Source organism: Acinetobacter sp. 797_lipA, assembly GCF_058243025.1.
Map to the genome: position 1 here is coordinate 1,664,219 of NZ_JBZAYQ010000001.1, position 18,932 is coordinate 1,683,150.

15 protein-coding genes and 1 pseudogene are annotated in these 18,932 nt (G+C 40.1%); 6 read left to right on the forward strand and 10 right to left on the reverse strand.

Features of this window, described 5'->3' with window-relative positions:
- The first annotated feature begins 81 nt into the window (after positions 1-81).
- From AC4CU2_RS08055 to AC4CU2_RS08070, 4 genes and pseudogenes are all read left to right on the forward strand, one after another.
- A pseudogene (locus AC4CU2_RS08055) lies at positions 82-1,138 on the forward strand (S-(hydroxymethyl)glutathione dehydrogenase/class III alcohol dehydrogenase).
- A 225-nt stretch (positions 1,139-1,363) separates the two neighbouring features.
- Positions 1,364-2,392: a flavin reductase family protein gene (locus tag AC4CU2_RS08060; RefSeq protein ID WP_490768608.1), complete on the forward strand. Its 1,029-nt coding sequence runs from the start codon at positions 1,364-1,366 to the stop codon at positions 2,390-2,392.
- A 12-nt stretch (positions 2,393-2,404) separates the two neighbouring features.
- Positions 2,405-3,574 carry a fatty acid desaturase family protein gene (locus tag AC4CU2_RS08065; protein ID WP_490768609.1) on the forward strand — a complete coding sequence of 390 codons (1,170 nt, stop codon included), beginning with the start codon at positions 2,405-2,407 and terminating at the stop codon, positions 3,572-3,574.
- A 475-nt stretch (positions 3,575-4,049) separates the two neighbouring features.
- Positions 4,050-6,149: an EAL domain-containing protein gene (locus AC4CU2_RS08070; RefSeq protein ID WP_490768610.1), complete on the forward strand. Its 2,100-nt coding sequence runs from the start codon at positions 4,050-4,052 to the stop codon at positions 6,147-6,149.
- Between the two features lie 385 nt (positions 6,150-6,534).
- Here AC4CU2_RS08070 and AC4CU2_RS08075 read toward each other — a convergent pair whose 3' ends face one another.
- Positions 6,535-6,681, reverse strand: a complete 147-nt coding sequence (locus AC4CU2_RS08075; protein WP_171254088.1) for a hypothetical protein — start codon at positions 6,679-6,681, stop codon at positions 6,535-6,537.
- On the opposite strand from AC4CU2_RS08075, the gene AC4CU2_RS08080 reads away from it, so the two are divergent.
- Together AC4CU2_RS08080 and AC4CU2_RS08085 are read left to right on the forward strand one after the other, a co-directional pair.
- Positions 6,627-7,688 (forward strand): 3-deoxy-7-phosphoheptulonate synthase, encoded by a 1,062-nt coding sequence (locus tag AC4CU2_RS08080; RefSeq protein WP_419276115.1) that lies wholly within the window; start codon positions 6,627-6,629, stop codon positions 7,686-7,688. The genes AC4CU2_RS08075 and AC4CU2_RS08080 overlap by 55 nt on opposite strands.
- Before the next feature lie 237 nt (positions 7,689-7,925).
- The gene (locus AC4CU2_RS08085; RefSeq protein ID WP_234966381.1) at positions 7,926-9,119 is read left to right on the forward strand and encodes a PilT/PilU family type 4a pilus ATPase; all 1,194 of its coding nucleotides are present in this window, start codon (positions 7,926-7,928) and stop codon (positions 9,117-9,119) included.
- Between the two features lie 47 nt (positions 9,120-9,166).
- Here AC4CU2_RS08085 and AC4CU2_RS08090 read toward each other — a convergent pair whose 3' ends face one another.
- The 9 genes from AC4CU2_RS08090 to sstT form a co-directional block, all read right to left on the reverse strand.
- A complete protein-coding gene (locus tag AC4CU2_RS08090; RefSeq protein WP_490768611.1) occupies positions 9,167-10,345 on the reverse strand; it encodes an MFS transporter in 1,179 nt (392 codons plus the stop codon).
- A 260-nt stretch (positions 10,346-10,605) separates the two neighbouring features.
- Positions 10,606-10,980 (reverse strand): glycine cleavage system protein GcvH, encoded by a 375-nt coding sequence (gene gcvH / locus AC4CU2_RS08095; RefSeq protein ID WP_004693240.1) that lies wholly within the window; start codon positions 10,978-10,980, stop codon positions 10,606-10,608.
- A 71-nt stretch (positions 10,981-11,051) separates the two neighbouring features.
- Positions 11,052-12,080 carry an AraC family transcriptional regulator gene (locus AC4CU2_RS08100; RefSeq protein ID WP_490768612.1) on the reverse strand — a complete coding sequence of 343 codons (1,029 nt, stop codon included), beginning with the start codon at positions 12,078-12,080 and terminating at the stop codon, positions 11,052-11,054.
- Between the two features lie 302 nt (positions 12,081-12,382).
- Entirely contained in the window at positions 12,383-14,233 is a 1,851-nt protein-coding gene (locus tag AC4CU2_RS08105; RefSeq protein ID WP_183176075.1) for an ABC transporter ATP-binding protein, read from the reverse strand.
- Positions 14,234-14,471: 238 nt separating this feature from the next.
- A complete protein-coding gene (locus AC4CU2_RS08110; protein WP_010326649.1) occupies positions 14,472-14,654 on the reverse strand; it encodes a hypothetical protein in 183 nt (60 codons plus the stop codon).
- A gap of 278 nt (positions 14,655-14,932) precedes the next feature.
- Positions 14,933-16,171, reverse strand: a complete 1,239-nt coding sequence (locus AC4CU2_RS08115) for a mechanosensitive ion channel family protein (protein ID WP_490768613.1) — start codon at positions 16,169-16,171, stop codon at positions 14,933-14,935.
- A gap of 264 nt (positions 16,172-16,435) precedes the next feature.
- Entirely contained in the window at positions 16,436-16,972 is a 537-nt protein-coding gene (locus AC4CU2_RS08120) for a DUF2058 domain-containing protein (RefSeq protein WP_490768614.1), read from the reverse strand.
- A gap of 20 nt (positions 16,973-16,992) precedes the next feature.
- Positions 16,993-17,661 carry a YoaK family protein gene (locus AC4CU2_RS08125; RefSeq protein WP_010326651.1) on the reverse strand — a complete coding sequence of 223 codons (669 nt, stop codon included), beginning with the start codon at positions 17,659-17,661 and terminating at the stop codon, positions 16,993-16,995.
- A 39-nt stretch (positions 17,662-17,700) separates the two neighbouring features.
- The gene (gene sstT, locus AC4CU2_RS08130) at positions 17,701-18,894 is read right to left on the reverse strand and encodes a serine/threonine transporter SstT (RefSeq protein WP_004979798.1); all 1,194 of its coding nucleotides are present in this window, start codon (positions 18,892-18,894) and stop codon (positions 17,701-17,703) included.
- Positions 18,895-18,932 lie beyond the last annotated feature (38 nt).

Here is an 18,932-nt window from a genome sequence, read left to right on the forward strand (position 1 = left end):
TGTAGCGCATCTGTTAAAGACCTGTTAAGGATAGCGAAAATGTAATCATGTGCAGCTGTTGCCTTTGGACCTGGACAACCTCTGGAAATTGTAGAAATTGATGTTGCTCCACCGCAAAAAGGTGAAGTTTTAGTCAAGATTACCCATACAGGTGTATGCCATACCGACGCATTTACTTTATCTGGTGATGATCCTGAAGGTGTTTTTCCAGCAGTTTTAGGCCATGAAGGTGCGGGTATCGTAGTTCAGGTCGGTGAAGGTGTAACCAGCGTTCAGCCGGGTGATCATGTTATTCCACTGTATACAGCTGAGTGTGGCGAGTGTTTATTCTGTCAGTCAGGCAAGACCAATCTATGTGTTGCAGTCCGTGCGACGCAGGGCAAAGGTCTGATGCCCGATGGTACAACGCGTTTTTCTTATAATGGACAACCGATTTATCACTACATGGGCTGTTCAACCTTTTCTGAATATACCGTTGTCGCAGAAGTGTCTTTGGCTAAAATCAATCCAGATGCTAACCCTGAACACGTCTGCTTATTGGGTTGCGGCGTGACCACTGGTTTAGGTGCAGTCAAAAATACAGCCAAAGTACAAGAGGGTGATACCGTTGCAGTCTTTGGTTTAGGTGGTATTGGTCTAGCTGTTGTACAAGGTGCAAAAAAAGCCAAAGCCAGCCGTATTATTGCGGTTGATACGAACCCTGACAAATATAAATTAGCAGCAGAATTCGGAGCAACTGATTTTGTAAACCCAAAAGATCATGACCGTCCTGTACAAGAAGTCATTGTTGAAATGACTGGTTGGGGGGGGTGATCACTACACCAATGTCATGCGCTCAGCACTTGAATGTGCACACCGTGGTTGGGGACAGTCGGTGATTATTGGTGTAGCGGGTGCAGGCCAAGAAATTTCAACACGTCCATTCCAACTGGTTACTGGCCGTACCTGGAAAGGAACTGCTTTTGGCGGCGTAAAAGGTCGTTCACAACTGCCTGGTATGGTTGAAGAAGCCATGACTGGTGACATTCGTTTAGAGCCATTTGTTACGCATACCATGGGTCTCGACAAAATCAATGAAGCCTTTGACTTAATGCATGATGGAAAATCAATCCGTACGGTGATTCATTTTGAAGACTAATTCGCTGTAATGTGTTTAAAAACCAAGCTGCGGCTTGGTTTTTTATTTTTTGCTTGAAGAAAAGTGAATTGGCAAAACTGTTCATGTTGTTAGACAAAAATGATAAAAAATGTCAATTCGTTAGATTTTGTCCTTTTATGACATAGTCGAAAATAGGTTCTCACCTTATCTTGATGTCTCAATAATGCACACTTGTATAAAAATAAACTAAAGCAGAGGGTGACTATGGGAAAGCATGTTGAATACCGTCCTGAATGGGTACGCGAAGATTTCATCGATTTTCTGGCTGAAAAAGTAAATCCGCTATGGGCATGGAAAAAAGCCAAAGCGCGGATTGTTGCAAAGCATCACTTATCAGATGACTTCGTGTACATGCAGTTACAGCCAAATCATCATTTTAAAGCAACCGACTATCAAGCTGGGCAAAGTATCTTAGTGACAGTACTCATTGCTGGTGTACGTTGGCAGCGCAGCTATTCGATTGTCGAGATTATAGAAAATGGCAATCTTGTGATTGCTGTCAAACAACAGGGCAAAGTTTCAAATGCACTCACTCAACAGCCTGTAAAAAGTGTAGTTGAAATTTCCAAAACGCAGGGCGAATTTGTTTTAAAACCTCAGCCTCACTCTGCATTGATGATTGCCTCGGGGAGTGGTATTACCGCAATTTATGCATTGATTAAAGCAGCATTAAAACGCCCACAAACAGTTTCCAATATCGATCTCATTTACTTTACGCGGGATGATGCCTTTCATGCAGAACTGCAACAACTTACTGAACATTATCCACAGTTTAAATATCACCATTTCAATACATTGACCCATAAACAACATCTGAGCCAAGACTTGCTTAGCCAAAAGGTTGAAGGTTTTGAACAACGTGAATGCTATGCCTGCGGTGCTGCAAATATGATGCAAAGCCTGACAAAAATTTATCAGGCTTTAGGCTTAGTTGACCATCTGCATACCGAATACTTTCAAATTGTTGTCGATCACACCCAAAGTGCTCAACTGGTCACGTTTCAACGTTCGCAGCAACAGTTTCAGGCCCAAAGCAATTTATTAGACAGTGCAGAACAAGCGGGTTTACGTCCCGCACATGGCTGTCGTATGGGCATTTGTAATACTTGTTCATGTACAAAAGTTCAGGGCGTGGTGCGGAATCTGCTCACAGGCGAGCTTGATCAAAACAATAACACACAAATTAAGTTATGCATTTCACAGGCGGTTAGTCCTGTTGTGATCAACCTTTAAGAAGGTATAGATATGAATCTTCCCGTTTATTTTAGTGAAAGCAGTAAATCCAAATATTTAAGTCCTGCACAAATCGAAGAGTTTGGTGTGAAAGTTGAAGCGATCCGTCGTGAAGTGATGGAAAATCTCAATGAAAAAGATGCTGAGTATATTTACAAAATCCGAAATTTTGTGCGTTATAGCGAAATAAGCGCACGTGCAATGCTCATGTTTGCAGGATGGTTACCTCCAGTATGGCTCTTGGGCACAGGTTTATTGGGAGTATCTAAAATCGTAGAAAATATGGAGCTTGGGCATAATATCATGCATGGTCAGTTTGACTGGTTAAATGACCCGAGTCTCAATGGGGCAAATTATGACTGGGATACTATGGCCACAGGCCCCGACTGGAAACATACGCATAATTATATCCATCATACCTACACCAATATTGTTGGTATGGACCATGATGTCGGCTATGGCTTAGTCCGTGTGAGCGATGCACAGGTTTGGGAACCTCGCTTTTTGTTGAATCTACCTTTAGCTGCACAATTGATGGTGTTTTTTGAGTGGTATGTTGGTATACAAAATCTGCATATAGAAGATGTGGTGGCCTATAAAACAAAAACTTGGCGTGAAGTTTGGGTAGAGTCATATGATTTTAGGCAGAAAATGAAACGCCAAGTGATTAAGGACTATGTCTTTTTCCCCATCATTGCTGGGCCAAATGCACTGCCAGTCTTTGCAGGAAATGCAGTAGCCAATGTTATTCGTAGTTTATGGGCATCCGCGGTGATTTTTAATGGTCACTTTACTGAAGATGCTGAAAACTTTGAAATGGACAATATTGACAATGAAACACGGGCCGAGTGGTATCTGCGTCAAATTCAAGGCTCAAGTAATTTTAGTGGGACACAGGGCTTGCATATCTTAAGCGGGAACTTGAGTCATCAAATCGAACATCATCTTTTCCCAGACATGCCTGCCAATCGCTACGCACAAGTAGCACCCAAAATTAAAGCACTGTGTGCAGAGTATGGGATTCATTACAATGAAGCGAGCTTTATCAAACAGTTTTCATCTGTTTGGGTGAAATTGGCTAAATACTCACTGCCAAATGAGTGTTATGAAAAAAGTGACCCTACACAGTCTTTTCTGAAACACAATTTGAGTTTATTGAAGAAAAAAATCTTTAAATCATAGCTCACAAGTATGTACCAGAGCAGAAACATTATTGGATAATATTTACCAATCAGGTTTCTGCTTTTTTGCATAAAAGTAGGGCGTGAAACCCCTCTATATGATGTCTTTGTGTAAGTAGGATTAAATGTGATTATTATGTGAATAGTCGCTATTTACTTAAAATAAATTATTGTTATTATTAGTTTTTCACTGAAAGTTGTTTAGCTTTGCTGTGTCGTTCAAATGAATGCTCATTTGCTATTGAAAACCGCTCGCAGTTATTTGTCTGATTTGTGTAATAGTTGCAATTTTTCATTGGTATACGCTGATATAAGTTGTATATGATGCATATTGTGATGGTAATCACGCAGTGTCATTATACTTATATTTACTTTTTTGTTTTTTCATTGTTTTTCATGACTTTGCTTGATTTCTTTTTTAAACAATATGTCTGGTTATGGACTAAACCAGCAAGTTTAAGTTGCAGATAATTATTATGTCTCGAACCCATTCACAGCCTAAGAATAAATCTAAAAATATTGCTTATGATCAACAGGCAGGAAAGCGTTCTACTTCAAAAAAAGACCACCATCTGATTGATATTATTCCTCAGCTTTTTTGGATTCATAATGACGTCTGCAAATATATAAATTTACCCTTACGTCAGTATGTGGGAGGAATGGATTTATCCGCAGATAGCTTCAATTTGGTCGAATATATTCATCCAGAAGATGTGCCAGCATTAGATGAATTTTTGCATCAACCGATAATTGCCGAGCTCACATTTGAAAAAACCTGTCGGATTCGTAATCATCAGGGCCAGTATCATTGGTTCTTAGTCCAAGGTGAAATGGATCGCTCGACAGCTGGATTTCAACTGAGTTGCACTGATATTCATCAGGGCATGAAAATTTATATCGAGTCTTTGGCGCTGTTACGTGCCCATTCGGATATGTTAAATGCCAGCGTAGACTGCATTATTGTAGTTGAGCCAGATGGCACGGTCACACATATGAATAAGTCGGCATGTGTCATGTTATTGGGAAGTGCAGATGTTAAGGACTTTGGTATGTCTTGGGTCGAACTTTTGCCTCCTGCGGTGCGTAAAAAAGCCAAAAAAGCATTGCATGATGCAGGCCAAGGACAAATTTCCCGTTTTAATGGCATGAGTTTATCGGACGGTAAAGTTTATTATTGGGATAATGTTCTGACACCTGTACTTGATGTTGACGGAGAGACCCAGAGTATTTTATGTGTTTCACGTGATATCACGCTGCAATATCTCACCGAACAAAAATTAAAACAAGGCAGTGAACGTGATGAGTTAACCGGTTTAAATAACCGACGTGCGTTTAAAGAAAAAATCAGAAAACTGTATAGTAGTGCACGTGATAAAAAACAAAAGTTAGCCGTCATGTTGATGGATTTAGATCACTTTAAAACCATCAATGACACACTCGGTTATGCCGCAGGTGACCACCTTTTAAGAATTTTATCGAAACGTTTAAAACAAATTTTAGAAGGGCGTGCTTTCTTGGCACGTCTTGGTGGGGATGAGTTTGGTGTGATTATTCCGAATGTGCAGGATATAGGTGAGCTCAACCAAATTGCCCAGCAGATTTTGCAACAACTCGAGATTCCCATCACATTTTCGGGGAACTACATCAATGGTGGCATGAGTATTGGATGTGGCCTCTATCCAGATGATGCCAATGACCTCAGTGAGCTACTCAAGTGTGCCGATACAGCACTGAATGATGTTAAAGCACAGGGCCGCGGTGGTATGCGCATGTTTGATCAGGATATGTTTAATGCGGTACGGGAGCAATCTGAACAACTTAATTGTGCGCATCAAATTATTCGTAATGTTGCCATCGAGGCTTTCTTTCAACCGAAAGTGTGTTTAGATTCAGAAAGAATTATCGGTTATGAAGCGCTCTTACGTTGGCGTGATGATCAGAATAACATTCAAAGTCCTGCACGAATTGCAGCAGCCTTTAATGATTATGAGTTATCCAGCCGTATTGGTGAGATTATGCAGCATCAGGTTTTTAAAAAAATTACTGAATGGCGTGCAAAAGGCTTACAAGTTGTACCTATTTCAATTAATGCAGCACCTGTTGAGTTTATGCGTGATAATTTTGCAGAGATCTTTTTAAAACGTCTCAAAGCCTACCGCATCCCCTCGAAATTTGTTGAAATCGAGGTCACTGAATATCATTTGGCTGAACGCGGCTATGAATACGTGGTTCGAGCCTTAAAAAAACTCAAAGCAAATGGTGTGCGAATAGCACTGGATGATTTTGGTACAGGGCATTCCTCTCTTACTCATTTACGTGACTATCCCGTTGATATTATTAAAGTTGACTGCTCTTTTGTACAGCGTTTAAGTGATGATAAATCGATTTATGCCATTGTCGAAGGGTTAGCCAAACTTGGCCCGATTTTATCAATGGATATCGTAGCTGAAGGGATTGAAACTGAAATGCAATTGCAGCTTTTAAGAAATATGGGCTGTCATATTGGGCAAGGTTATCTGTTTAGTCCGCCTGTTTGTGCTCAGCAGGCAGAAATGCAGTTGCTAAAACTACACTAGGCTTCATAGCGACTGTTCTCATGAACTCAAACATGATAGGCCATTAAGTTAAAGGCAAAGGCTTAAACGGAATAGAACAGAATTTTTTGTATAAAAAAGTGTTGTAAAAGCAAAAAAATCAGCGTATTTTAAATTTCAGATAACATATTTTTGAAGATATAAAAATGTTAAAGCAACCTGTAATCTCTAACGCAAATTATTACTTTTGGCAATTTAGATAATTGCCTGAACGCGTTCGGGCATCAAAAGGTTGCCCACCTAGTTAATACCTGATCGGCAACCCTGGTCAGGTTTTTTTATATCTGCTGTTTTAATAATTTTTGGAGTACTTCATGAAAACAACTAACTATTCATACTTTAGCAACTTTTATTGGTTTTACTTTAGTCAATTTATGACTTTAGCCCAGCAATCCATTAGACCCATAACGCTCAAATAAAAGATCGGACTGAAGACCACAGTCCAAAGGATACAAACCAATGAATGCTCTAAATACTGCACTACAAAGTACTCAAACGACAGTTCAAGAAACACTTTTAAGTTTGCCGCAGCAACTCAAAGCGCAGTTGCCACTTTCAGCGCCATTAAAACTACAAATTGCTGAACAGCGTCAAACCATTCAAAATATATTAGATGGCAAAGACCATCGTTTAATGGTCATTACTGGCCCGTGTTCCATTCATGACCCTATTGCGGTTTTAGAATACGCTGAAAAGTTAAAACAACTACAAACCAAAGTTTCAGATCAGATTTTCTTTGTGATGCGTGCTTATATTGAAAAACCACGGACAACAGTGGGTTGGAAAGGTTTTTTATACGATCCTCTACTCGATGGATCTTCCAATATGCAGTTGGGATTAGAGCAGTCTCGAGCATTGTATTTAGCGATTATTGAAATGGGACTGCCGATTGCTACAGAAATTTTAAGTCCAATGGCGACTGCTTATTTCGATGATCTGTTGGCATGGGGAGCCATTGGTGCGCGTACCAGCGAGTCGCAGATTCATCGTGAAATTTCGAGTCATATGCCATTCAGCATTGGTTTCAAAAATGGCACAGATGGTTCAATTCAAATTGCTCTGGATGCGATTCAGTCTGCATCAAATCCTCACCAATTCATGGGAATTGGGCAGCAAGGCATGGCATGTATGCTTCAGTCCCAAGGAAATCCGAAGCCACACTTGATTTTACGTGGGGCAAACTCTGGGCCTAACTATGCTTTAGCAGATATTCGTCATATGCAAGATAAAGTCAAAGGTGAATTACCTGCGTTGGTTATAGACTGTAGTCATGGGAATAGTAGTAAAAACCCACTTAATCAACCTGATGTACTGCGTAGCATTGTTGCAGAACGTATGCAAAGCAATGTGTGTGGTGTCATGCTTGAAAGTCATTTGGTTGATGGCAATCAGAAAATTATAGATGACATGGTCTATGGTCAGTCTGTTACCGATGGCTGTTTAGGGTGGGAAAAAACCGAGCAAGTACTTTTAGAGGTTGCCGATACATTACGCAGCCATGCTGTTCAACGGAGTGCTTAATCAATGCAGCCAAAAAGACCTTTCATTGAAAGGTCTTTTTTTGTGATTTAGTTCAATAAATGAAGATAATAAATTGAAAAATAAGCTAAAAGTTATTTATCAAACGATAAATTAGGTTGAGCTAGAGCATAAACTTATGCAAAATCAGAAGCCTGAAACAACACGATAAAAATTGTATTTTGAATAAAAGAAATGCTTTTTAAAGTCAGCTATTTGCACTAATTTTTAGAGAACACTATGTATTCTGCAGAACTTTTAGAAGAAGCCCGTCGGATGATGTTTCACATGCTCAGCAAAGTGGTTGAGTATGGTGGCTCAGACTTATTTATATCTGCAGACTTTCCGCCAAGTATTAAGCATCAGGGCCTTATGAAGCCATTGGGTCAACAAAACTTGCCATCTGATCAGACCAAACTCTTTGCTTATAGTTTAATGAACGAAAAGCAACGATTAGAGTTCGAAACTGAGCTGGAGTGTAATTTTGCAATTAGCGTTCCCAATGTCTCACGTTTTCGCGTCAATGTTTTTCAGCAGCAACTACATGTAGGTATGGTGATTCGTACGATTACCGCGGAAATTCCTAACTTCACCAAGTTACAACTTCCAACGTCTTTAAAAGACGTGATTATGGAAAAACGTGGTTTAGTATTGGTAGTTGGCGGTACAGGGTCGGGTAAATCGACATCTTTGGCGGCCATGATTGATCATCGAAATGAAAACTCAGCAGGGCACATTATTACGGTTGAAGATCCTGTGGAGTATGTACATAAACATAAGAAATCGATGATTACTCATCGAGAAGTGGGTGTGGACTGTCATTCTTGGCACAATGCTTTGAAAAATACTCTGCGCCAAGCGCCCGATGTCATTTTAATTGGTGAGATTCGTGACACGGAGACTATGGAGCATGCCATAGCTTTTGCAGAAACAGGTCACTTATGCCTAGGAACATTGCATGCCAATAATGCAAATCAGGCTTTAGATCGAATTATTAACTTTTTCCCAGACGAACGTCGTAATCAACTTTTGATGGACTTATCTTCTAATATGAAGGCGATTATTTCACAGCGTTTGGTACGAACTGAAGATGGCCGTGGCCGCCGAGCAGCAGTAGAAATCATGCTTAATACACCGTTAATGTCAGACTTGATCCTTAAAGGGAATTTCCATGAACTGAAAGAAGTGATGTCAAAATCACGAGAGCTCGGTATGCAGACCTTCGACCAAGCTTTATTTGATTTATACAATCAAGGTGCAATCGCTTATGAAGAGGCGCTACGAAATGCAGACTCGGTCAATGAATTGCGTCTACAGATTAAGTTAAAGAGTAGTCGTGCCAACCCGCAGTTAAGCTCAAATAGTGCTTTGTCTTTTGATCAAGCGATTGCTGAAAAAGCCAAAGACGCTGAAGAAGAGAAGGCCGATGCCTAATTTTCTGAGTCCGTATGTTCATTGCTATGCGCATACGGACTGATGTTTTAAACGGTTTTCTTTCTATTCGCGATAACGGCATAGAACAATAAACTTAAAATTGTTGTCAGTGCACAGAATAAATAGGTGAAGCTATAACCTTGCTTAGAAATGAGTAGACCCAACAATACAAAGCCAAGAGCAATACCTAAGTCATACATGGTAAAGAACGTGGAGGTCGCATGGCCAATCCGATGCTTTTCCGCACCTTGAATAGCTAAAGTTTGTAGACAAGGCTGTGCAGAACCAAAGCCCATGCCAACGCATACTGCCGCAACCAATAAACCCGTCAGAGATTGAATCTGACTGAGAATCACAAGCCCTAAGCTAAATAATATAATCGCTGGGTAAATCACATAACTTGCCCCACGACGGTCATAAACTTTGCCTGTAATTGGGCGTAGACTCATCATGGAAATCGCAAAGACGATAAAAAATAGGCTCGCATAGTTCAGCAGATGTTTAGACTCTGCATAAGTTGAAATGAACGACATGATACTGGCATAGGAAAAAGAAACGATCATGCCCATAATTGAAATATTCAAGGCTTTAGTTTCAACAAAGTCATGGATACTGAGCTTGCGCTTCACGGGTGGTGTCAATTTTTGAGTGGTCTGCTGAATTGGGATAAAGAAGCAAAACAAGAAACCGAGACAGACACTAAACGCTAAAATCCCTGCGACCATTGGATAGGATACAGACTGGATCAGGGTTAAACCGAGGAATGGCCCAAGTACAATCCCCAGATTAATGGACATGACAAAATAGCCCATACCTTCGCCTTTACGTTTTTCTGGAATAAACTCATTGACGATAGGTACGGCAACTGTGGTGACGATACTGAACCAAATGCCATGTAGAAAACGAATCAGTAACAGCAGTTGTAAATTATCGGCAAAAAAATAAGCCAAGGAAAACAAACAAAATAGGGCTTCCGCGATAAAAAGCGTTTTCTTATTGCCCAATTTTTCAATAATGAGTCCGCTAAAAGGGCGAACTGCGATAGACGATGCCATGAACAAGGTCATAGCTAAGCCTGCTTGTGCAAGGTTTCCACCCAAATCATTCAAAATATAGATTGGGAGGATTGAGGTCTGCGCAAAGTAAAAGATGAACAAAAACAGATTGTTCGCTAAACAAAGAATAAAAGACTTATTCCATAGCGAAGATGTATTAAGAGCAGACATGCAGAACCTTTGGTCCGAAGATGAGGCCACAGGGCGTGAGCTGTTGCTATTATTTTATGTAGAAGCTAGGTCACGGCTGTGAAATTAGAACAATCAAATTATAAGATAATGCACGTGAAAAGTATAATTATAGTAATAAATGCTGATATTTAAGCGATTTGAAAATAAAAATATTAAGTTAATTTATCAAAATAAGAGAATAATTGCAAAAAAATCAGTCCGCAGACTGATTTTTTGAGCCGTAAATATGAATACTAGGCTTATAGACCTGCTTCATAGGCTGTGCTTGAAAGGAGTTGTTCTACATCTGCGATATTGTCTGGTTTGATTTTATAAATCCAACCTTTGCCGTAGGGGTCATCATTGACGAAGTCAGGATCATCTTCCAGATTGGCATTGATTTCTACCACGGTGCCAGAAACCGGTGCATGAATATCAGAAGCCGTTTTTACAGATTCAACCACACCCGCTTGTTCGCCCGCAGTGATTTGTTGACCAACTTCTGGTGTTTCAACATAGACTAAATCGCCTAAAGCATCCTGTGCATGGTCTGAAATACCAGTTACAACAAGATCACCTTCAATACGCACCCATTCATGTGTACTTGCATACTTCAATTCTGAAGGATGATTCATGAATAACTCCTTAAAATACAAAAATCATTTTTCGCATGATTTATACATGCTTTTCTATCAAAACAAAAGATCTATAAATACGGATCTTTACGCCAATTACTCGGGCTGCGTCCACTCCAACGCTTAAATGCTCGGCTGAAATTTGCCACATCACTATATCCCAGTTCATCCGCGATTTGCTCTAAGCTATAGTCTGTACGTGACAAAAGTGACGTGGCATGACGGTAACGCACTTCATCCACAATGGTTGAAAAAGACGTACTTTCAGCAGCCAATTGGCGCTTCAGTGTTCGATCAGACATGTGTAAGAGGTCAGCCACATGCTCGATGCTTAAATAGTGTTGTTCTGAGCGCGTCAAAATGTCACGTACACGCATCGATAATCTTCGGCGTTCACCCATGCCTGAGAGTTCAGCTTCACATTGATTAATGGCTATTTGGCTTGCAAGTGGGTCAGCATTGACCATTTTAAAGCCGAGATAATGCTTATCAAAACTCAAAAGTAAATGTGGTTGATCAAAGCGAACACTATGGTTAGGTAGCTTTGCACGATAGCGATCAAAGCCTTCGGGTTCTGGAAAATCGAAATCAATTTCCCCAGCCAGATTTTCAATGCCAGTGAGCGCCTTACTCATAGAAACAATGCCAAAAATAATACTGATCGCAATATCGGTACGCAACGGTTCTATATCGACATCACAGCGTAATTGTAAAGTCGCTTTTTCGCCAAAGGTGGAAAAAAAAAGCTGCAAAAAAGGCATGCGCAGTTGAATAAAACGGTTAGCGAGTACCAAGGCTTCGCCAATATCATGAGTTGTCATAATGGCATAGCCAATGAAGCCATGAATTGAAATACGCATTTGCGTGCCCAGATGATAGCCAAGCGTAGGCTCACCAGTGAGACGACTGGCCAACTTCACAAGTTCATTGGCAGTATGAACGGGTATGCGGAACTCAGGCTCTGCGAGTTGTTCGCTCGTGAGTTGAAAAGGGGAAAATAGGGTCTCTGCGTTATAGCCCCAACGAGACACTACATCTAACAACAATAAGCCATAAACACCAGGAATTCCTTGATCTTGGCGAAGTGAAACTGTTTTCATGCGCGATCCATTGCATTTTTCTTTCTTTTCTGACTGAAGTTATATTGGCATGAATATTCTAAATTCATGGAGCATATTGTTGGACAATATACTCCGAGCCTTAGCAATTCAGTATCCTTTTCATTTTTGATTTAGTGGAACGATATTATAAATATCATAAATTTCTGAGCAAAAATATAAGACTCTCGATAAAAATCAAGGCTCAGCAAATGATGCTAAAAGTTAAGTAAAATCTTTTCAAAATCAGCACGCTAAAATCATTGATGATAATGATCTAAGCGTGCTGAGGACGGGAAGTAAAATTAGGCTTCTTTCTTTTTAATTGGATGTTGTTCCGTTAAAAATCCACCTGTTTGACGCTGCCAAAGGTGCGCATAGATACCATTTTTTTGAATCAGCTCTTCATGTGTCCCTTGTTCTGCAATACGACCTTCATCAAGCACAATCAAACGATCCATTTGAGCAATGGTTGAAAGACGGTGTGCAATCGCAATCACCGTTTTATCTTGCATTAAGTCATCAAGACTAGATTGAATTGCAGCTTCAACTTCTGAGTCTAGGGCACTGGTGGCTTCATCTAAAATTAAGATTGGTGCATCTTTCAAGAACACACGAGCAATCGCGATACGCTGGCGTTGGCCACCTGAAAGTTTCACTCCACGCTCACCAACATAGGCTTCATAACCTGATTTACCACGTAAGTCAGTCAGCTGAGGAATAAACTCTTCGGCTTTGGCTTTACGTACTGCAGCATACATTTCTTCATCACTGGCATTTGGACGGCCATATTTAATATTTTCTGCAACACTGCGGTGTAGCAAGGAGGTGTCTTGAGTCACTAAGGCAATATTACGACGTAAGCTGTCTTGGGTGACATCTTCGATATTCTGTCCATCAATTAAAATTTCACCCTGTTTCAATTGATAAAAATGCAGTAATAGTTGAATCAGTGTTGATTTCCCTGCACCAGAGCGACCCACGATCCCAATTTTTTCACCAGCTCGGATGCGTAGGTTTAAATTGTCGATGACATTTTTACTGTTGTACGCAAAAGTTACGTCTTTAAATTCAATCACACCTTGTTTAACCTCAAGGTCTTTGGCATTAGGTTTGTCTTGAATCGTGATCGAACGACCTAAAGTTTTCATGCCATCTTGAATGGTGCCGACACTTTCAAAAAGTGCTGAGGTTTGCCACATGATAAATTCAGCAATACTGCTCAGTTTTAAAATCATAGCCGTTGCAGCAGCAATAACACCAAGTTCAACTCGCCCATTCATCCATAACCAAACTGCAGTGCCCAATACGCCCGCGTACAGCACTATATTTAAAAACAGGATGCTAATTTCATACTTAGCACCTAAACGCATTTGTTTATAAACGGTGACCATGAACTCTTGCATCGAGGCTTTGGCATATAAGCTTTCTCGTCCTGCATGGGCAAAAAGCTTTACTGTTTGAATATTGGTATAGGCATCGGTAACACGGCCAGTCATCACAGCTCGGGCATCAGCCTGTTCATTTGAAACTTTGCTCAAACGTGGGATGAAGTAATACGCTGCACAGATAAACAAAGCTAACCAGACCAATAACGGTAATATTAGGAGCGGAGAAATAGCGGCAAGCACCAAATTGACCGTGACAAAATAAATCAGCACATAAGCCAACATGTCACCCAAAATAACCCAGAACTCACGTATTGCCAGTGCAGTTTGCATGACTTTTGCGGAGAGTCTTCCTGCAAAATCATTATGAAAAAAGTCGAGACTTTGCTTCAACAGTAAATTATGAAAGCGCCAGCGCAGACGCATGGGAAAAGTGCTAAATAATATTTGGTGTTTAATAATCGACTGTAAACTGGCAAATAAAATATTGGCCAATAAAATACAGAATAACAGGACTAAATTTGAACCATGTTCTGCTAAAAATGTTTCTGGCTGGCTTTTACTGAGCCAGTTTACTAAGTCACCAATTTTGGCATAAAACAAGGCTTCAAAACTGGCAGCACCAGCCGTGAATAAAACCAAAATCAGCAAATAGCCACGTACACCTTTAGCGGCCTGCCATACAAACGGAAAGAACGTGGTCGGTAAAGGTTGGTTTAAACCTTCTTCTGGATAGGGATCAACACGTTTTTCAAACCATTTGAACATGAATAAAACCTTCTAAAAATAAGTCATTTATGAGGTAATGACTTGTTTTATAAATAAGTAGAATTTGAAAATTTTAGCATGAAAAGACCTCAGTGGTCTGTGTAAATTGTGAGAGACTAAACGTTGCTGTAGCAGTATTGATAGCAAGAAATGTAGATGAATAGATATAAAAGTCTGATATACAGAAGAGTGATAAAAGGGAATCCAACCAAATGAATCCCCCAAGATGCTTAAAGTATTAGTTTGCTTGAGCTTCTGATGTCGCAACCGCATCAGATGCAGCAGCTTCTGAAGCAGGTGCTGCATTTTCAGTTGCAACAGCAGCTTGAGTGGTTTCTACAACTTGAGTTTCTGCTGCAAAAGAAGATGTCGCTGCTACAGCTAAAAGGGCAGCACACAAAGATTTATTTAAAGTATTCATTTTAGAAAGTCTTACAAAGTGAAAAGGAGTGGCTAATTTAATGAAGAGAAAAGGTTGGTATTGTGATATTGCGGTATATTTCATGTAAATAATCACATAATTAACTTACATAATACACAACGTAAATAACACAGTTATTGAAAAACTAATGTTATGTATTTTCATAATTTTTATTCTAGAGTTGGTGATTTAGAACATATGTTGAAACGCTTATTCTGCGTTTTTAAGACCTTGGAATGCCAAAACTAGAGTAGTTTTAGCATACCAAAGTGAAAAAATTACGGGTTTGACATTGCGATTTGCATGTCATATCCCGATGGTGCTTGGTAAATTTTGAGACCAAATTCGGGAAGAATGGCAATCAAATGATCGAAAATATCCGATTGAATCGCTTCATAATCTTTCCATGCAATTTGATTGCTAAATGCATAAATTTCTAGTGGCAAGCCTTTTTCAGTCGGTTGTAACTGACGTACGATTAAAGACTGATGTTTTGAAATGTTCGGATGCTGATTAAGGTACAGCTCAACATACGCACGGAAGGTCCCAATATTGGTTAAACGTCGCTGATTACAAGGAGATGTATTGCTCAGTTTTTGATTAAACTCAACCAGCTCTGTACTCTTGTGATCTAGATATTGGTCTAATAATAAAAACTCTTTAAGTTTGCTTTGTTCTGCTTCAGACATAAAGTGAACGCTACTTTGGTCAATATAAAGTGAGCGTTTAATACGACGTACGCCTGCCTGTGACATACCGCGCCAGTTTTTAAAAGTATCTGTGACCAATTTGTTGGTTGGAATCGTGGTAAAGGTTTTATCAAAGTTCTGTACGGTGATGGTATGTAATGACATATCAATGACATCTCCGTCTGCATTCAGAGATGGCATTTCAATCCAATCTCCAATACGGACCATGTCATAGGATGAAATTTGAACAGAAGCTACCAAAGACAAAATGGTGTTTTGGAAGACCAACATCAGCACTGCTGCCATAGCACCGAAGCCCGCTAGCAAGGTGAAGACATCTTTTTTCAGGAAGGTGCCTAAGATCATCAAACCACAAACGATGAAAATAATCAGTTTGATCAGCTGTAAATAGCCTTTGATGGGTTTATTTCTAGACTTCGGATTGCGTTGATAAACCAAATTGAAGATATTCAGTAATTCACCAATCGCGAGCGCAATGGTTAAGAAAATAAAGGCCTGTGCCGCCATTTGGACAAAGCTGACCATTTTCGCAGACAGGTGAGGAACGGTGACGATACCATTCATAATGACGATTGCTGGGACAATGTTCGCAATTCGACGAATCACGCTATGCTGTGACATGATGTCGTGATTGGCAAATTTTAGCTTAGTGATGAGATGCTGAATACCACGAACGACAACATGCTTGGCAATAATATACGCCAGTATAGCCACTAGAATGAGTATGCAGAATCCTGTCAGCATTTCGATCCAAGGATACTGATCTGACCAGTCTTTTAAACTCTGTATAAAATGAAAATTATCCAAAATGCGATCTTCTTTTGATTAAAACACTGCAAATAGTGTAACCAGCTATACGAATTAAGCAAATTGTGTCACTAAGTTTATACATGTTATCAACGACTTGTTTATTTACTCTCTTAGATTCGGCTTTTAAGTCGTTATTTGGATGTCGTGAAATATAGCTCGTTGATGGTTGGGATATGTCAGGTCAGTGGAATGGTAAATTAGTTTTATAGTGAACTAGGAAAAAAGAAGCTTCCAATATGGAAGCTTCTGATGGCTCAACAATTACCACATGAGATCATCAGGGATCACGTACGCAGCGTATGGATCTTCCTCATCGGTGACTGCTTCATTTTTCGCTGAGGTATTTACGATAATAAAGCCTTCAAGTTTGGCATTAATACGATCAGCTAAAGCTTTAGGTAAGAAGGCATAACTTTCATGATCACGTGCAATCACGAGGCTACCAGCAACCAAGGCATTATAAATTTGTTGATTGATATATTGTTTTTTGATTTTGCCATCGTCAATAAACTGATAGGCCACGTCACCGTCGGTATCCCGGATTTTATGCTGCGTGATCATTTGAATGATCGTCGCTTTGAGCTCTTTTTCTTGCAATATCGCTTTCTTTTCAAGTTCAATGGCTTGATCTTTGGCCTGTTTTTGCTGTTTGTCTTGTGCAATTTTTGCCTTGATCTCAGCTTCACTGCTTTGACCTGTTCTTTGCTCATGCACTGCTTGTTTAGAAAGTTTTTTGGCCTTTTTGTTGTCAACTAAACCGGCTTTGAGTAACTGAGCCTGTAATGCATTTTTTACCATAGCGAATTCCACAACTGCGTTTAAAAACGACGATAACGAAAGTAAATGATCCAATATACAACACTAAGGATCAAGCTTAATGCTGTTGGAACTAAAAAAGAATTGAGTTTTAAATAGGGATACATCCAACTTGCACAGAGTCCACCGATCAAAAAGCCACTTAAAATCAAAAGATGTAAAACTACGCGCCGACGCTCAACCACGAGTCCGCGCACTCGATAACCAAGCGCTAAACCGAGGTCGGTAAGGACACCCGATAAATGTGTAGTGCGAATGATAGTGCCTTTATAATGGCTCACCATGGCATTTTGCACACCCATTGCGACGCAGGCCCAGAGTAAAGCATAGCGTGGAAAATAAGGCAGAAAGAACCAACACAGAAAAATAAAAAAAGCCACTAACGTGAGTGGTACGCCATAGCGGCGTCCCAATCGAAAGTGACTATTTCCCAGAATTACACCGCTATAAAATGAACCGATGACATAGCAGACAGTTACTAATAGCAAATATAAAATGCTTTCGGATTGCCAATGTACAAGCGACATCGCCAAAACACTTACATTACCAGTCATATGGGAAACAGACTGGTGTAAAACAGTCACCAGTCCTAAGACATTAATCATTCCTGCATTGACTGCAAGAAAGAATGCCCCCAGTTGAATCCAAAGTGGTAAGTGTTGAAATGGCATAACTTCAAAAAAGAAATAATATACTGATTCTACAATATATTATTTTGAAGCGCGGTCAACTGCTGCAGTAAATAATACGTCAGTTGATGAGTTCAATGCTGTTTCAGTAGAGTCTTGTAGTACGCTAATCACCATACCAATTGCAACCACTTGCATTGAAATATCAGATGAAATACCAAACAGTCCACACGCCACAGGAATTAAAAGTAGAGAACCACCTGCAACACCAGAAGCACCACAAGCTGAAACTGTTGCAAGCACAGATAAAATCATCATGGTGGTAAAGTCAACATTAAGGCCTAGCGTATTGACTGCTGCCAGTGTAAGCACAGTAATAGTCACTGAGGCACCTGCCATGTTAATGGTCGCACCGAGTGGAATGGCTACACTCGCTGTAGATTCAGCCACACCCAAACGTTTTGCAAGATCTAAGTTCACAGGAATGTTCGCAGCAGAACTACGCGTGAAGAAAGCAGTGATACCACTTTCACGTAAACATTGAAATACCAAAGGATATGGATTGCTACGTGTTACCACAGCAACCATAAGCGGGTTGATGACTAAGGCAACGAAAGCCATTGTGCCAAGTAAGACGGCCAATAAATGTGCATAGCTTGCTAATGTGCTTAAACCTGTTTCTGCAAAGGTTACCGCCACCAGACCGAAAATACCGATAGGCGCAAAGTTAATCACCAAACGAATCACGCTATTTACTGCGTGTGCAGTATCATTAAGCAAGTCTTTGGTCGAGTCTTTGGCATGACGGAATGCAGCACCCAAGGCCACAGCCCACGCTAAAATACCAATGAAGTTTGCTTCACTAATGGCAGTTACAGGGTTAGCAATAAAGCTCAGCAGCAGGTTCTTAAAGATTTCAATTAAGCTACTTGGTGGTTGTAAGTCAGTATTTGCAGGTAAATTTAAGAACAACGTACTTGGGAAAGCGATGCTGACAGCAACTGCTGAAAAAGCAGCCAGTAGCATACCCACGGCATACATGATGATGATAGGACGTAGATTCGCACTATGACCTACTTTAAAATTTGCAATAGAAGCAAGAACCAAGACAAATACAAGTACAGGCGCGACAGATTTTAACGCTTTAATAAATAAGTCGCCTAGCAGGCTCAAATAAGGTGCAACGCCTGGGAAAACAAGGGCTACACCAATACCCAAAATAATGGCAATAATAATTCGAGTAACTAGACTCATTCGCGCTAAAACAGAAAACATAGAGGCGCCTTGTTGAAATTACGAGGACAAAATACGGA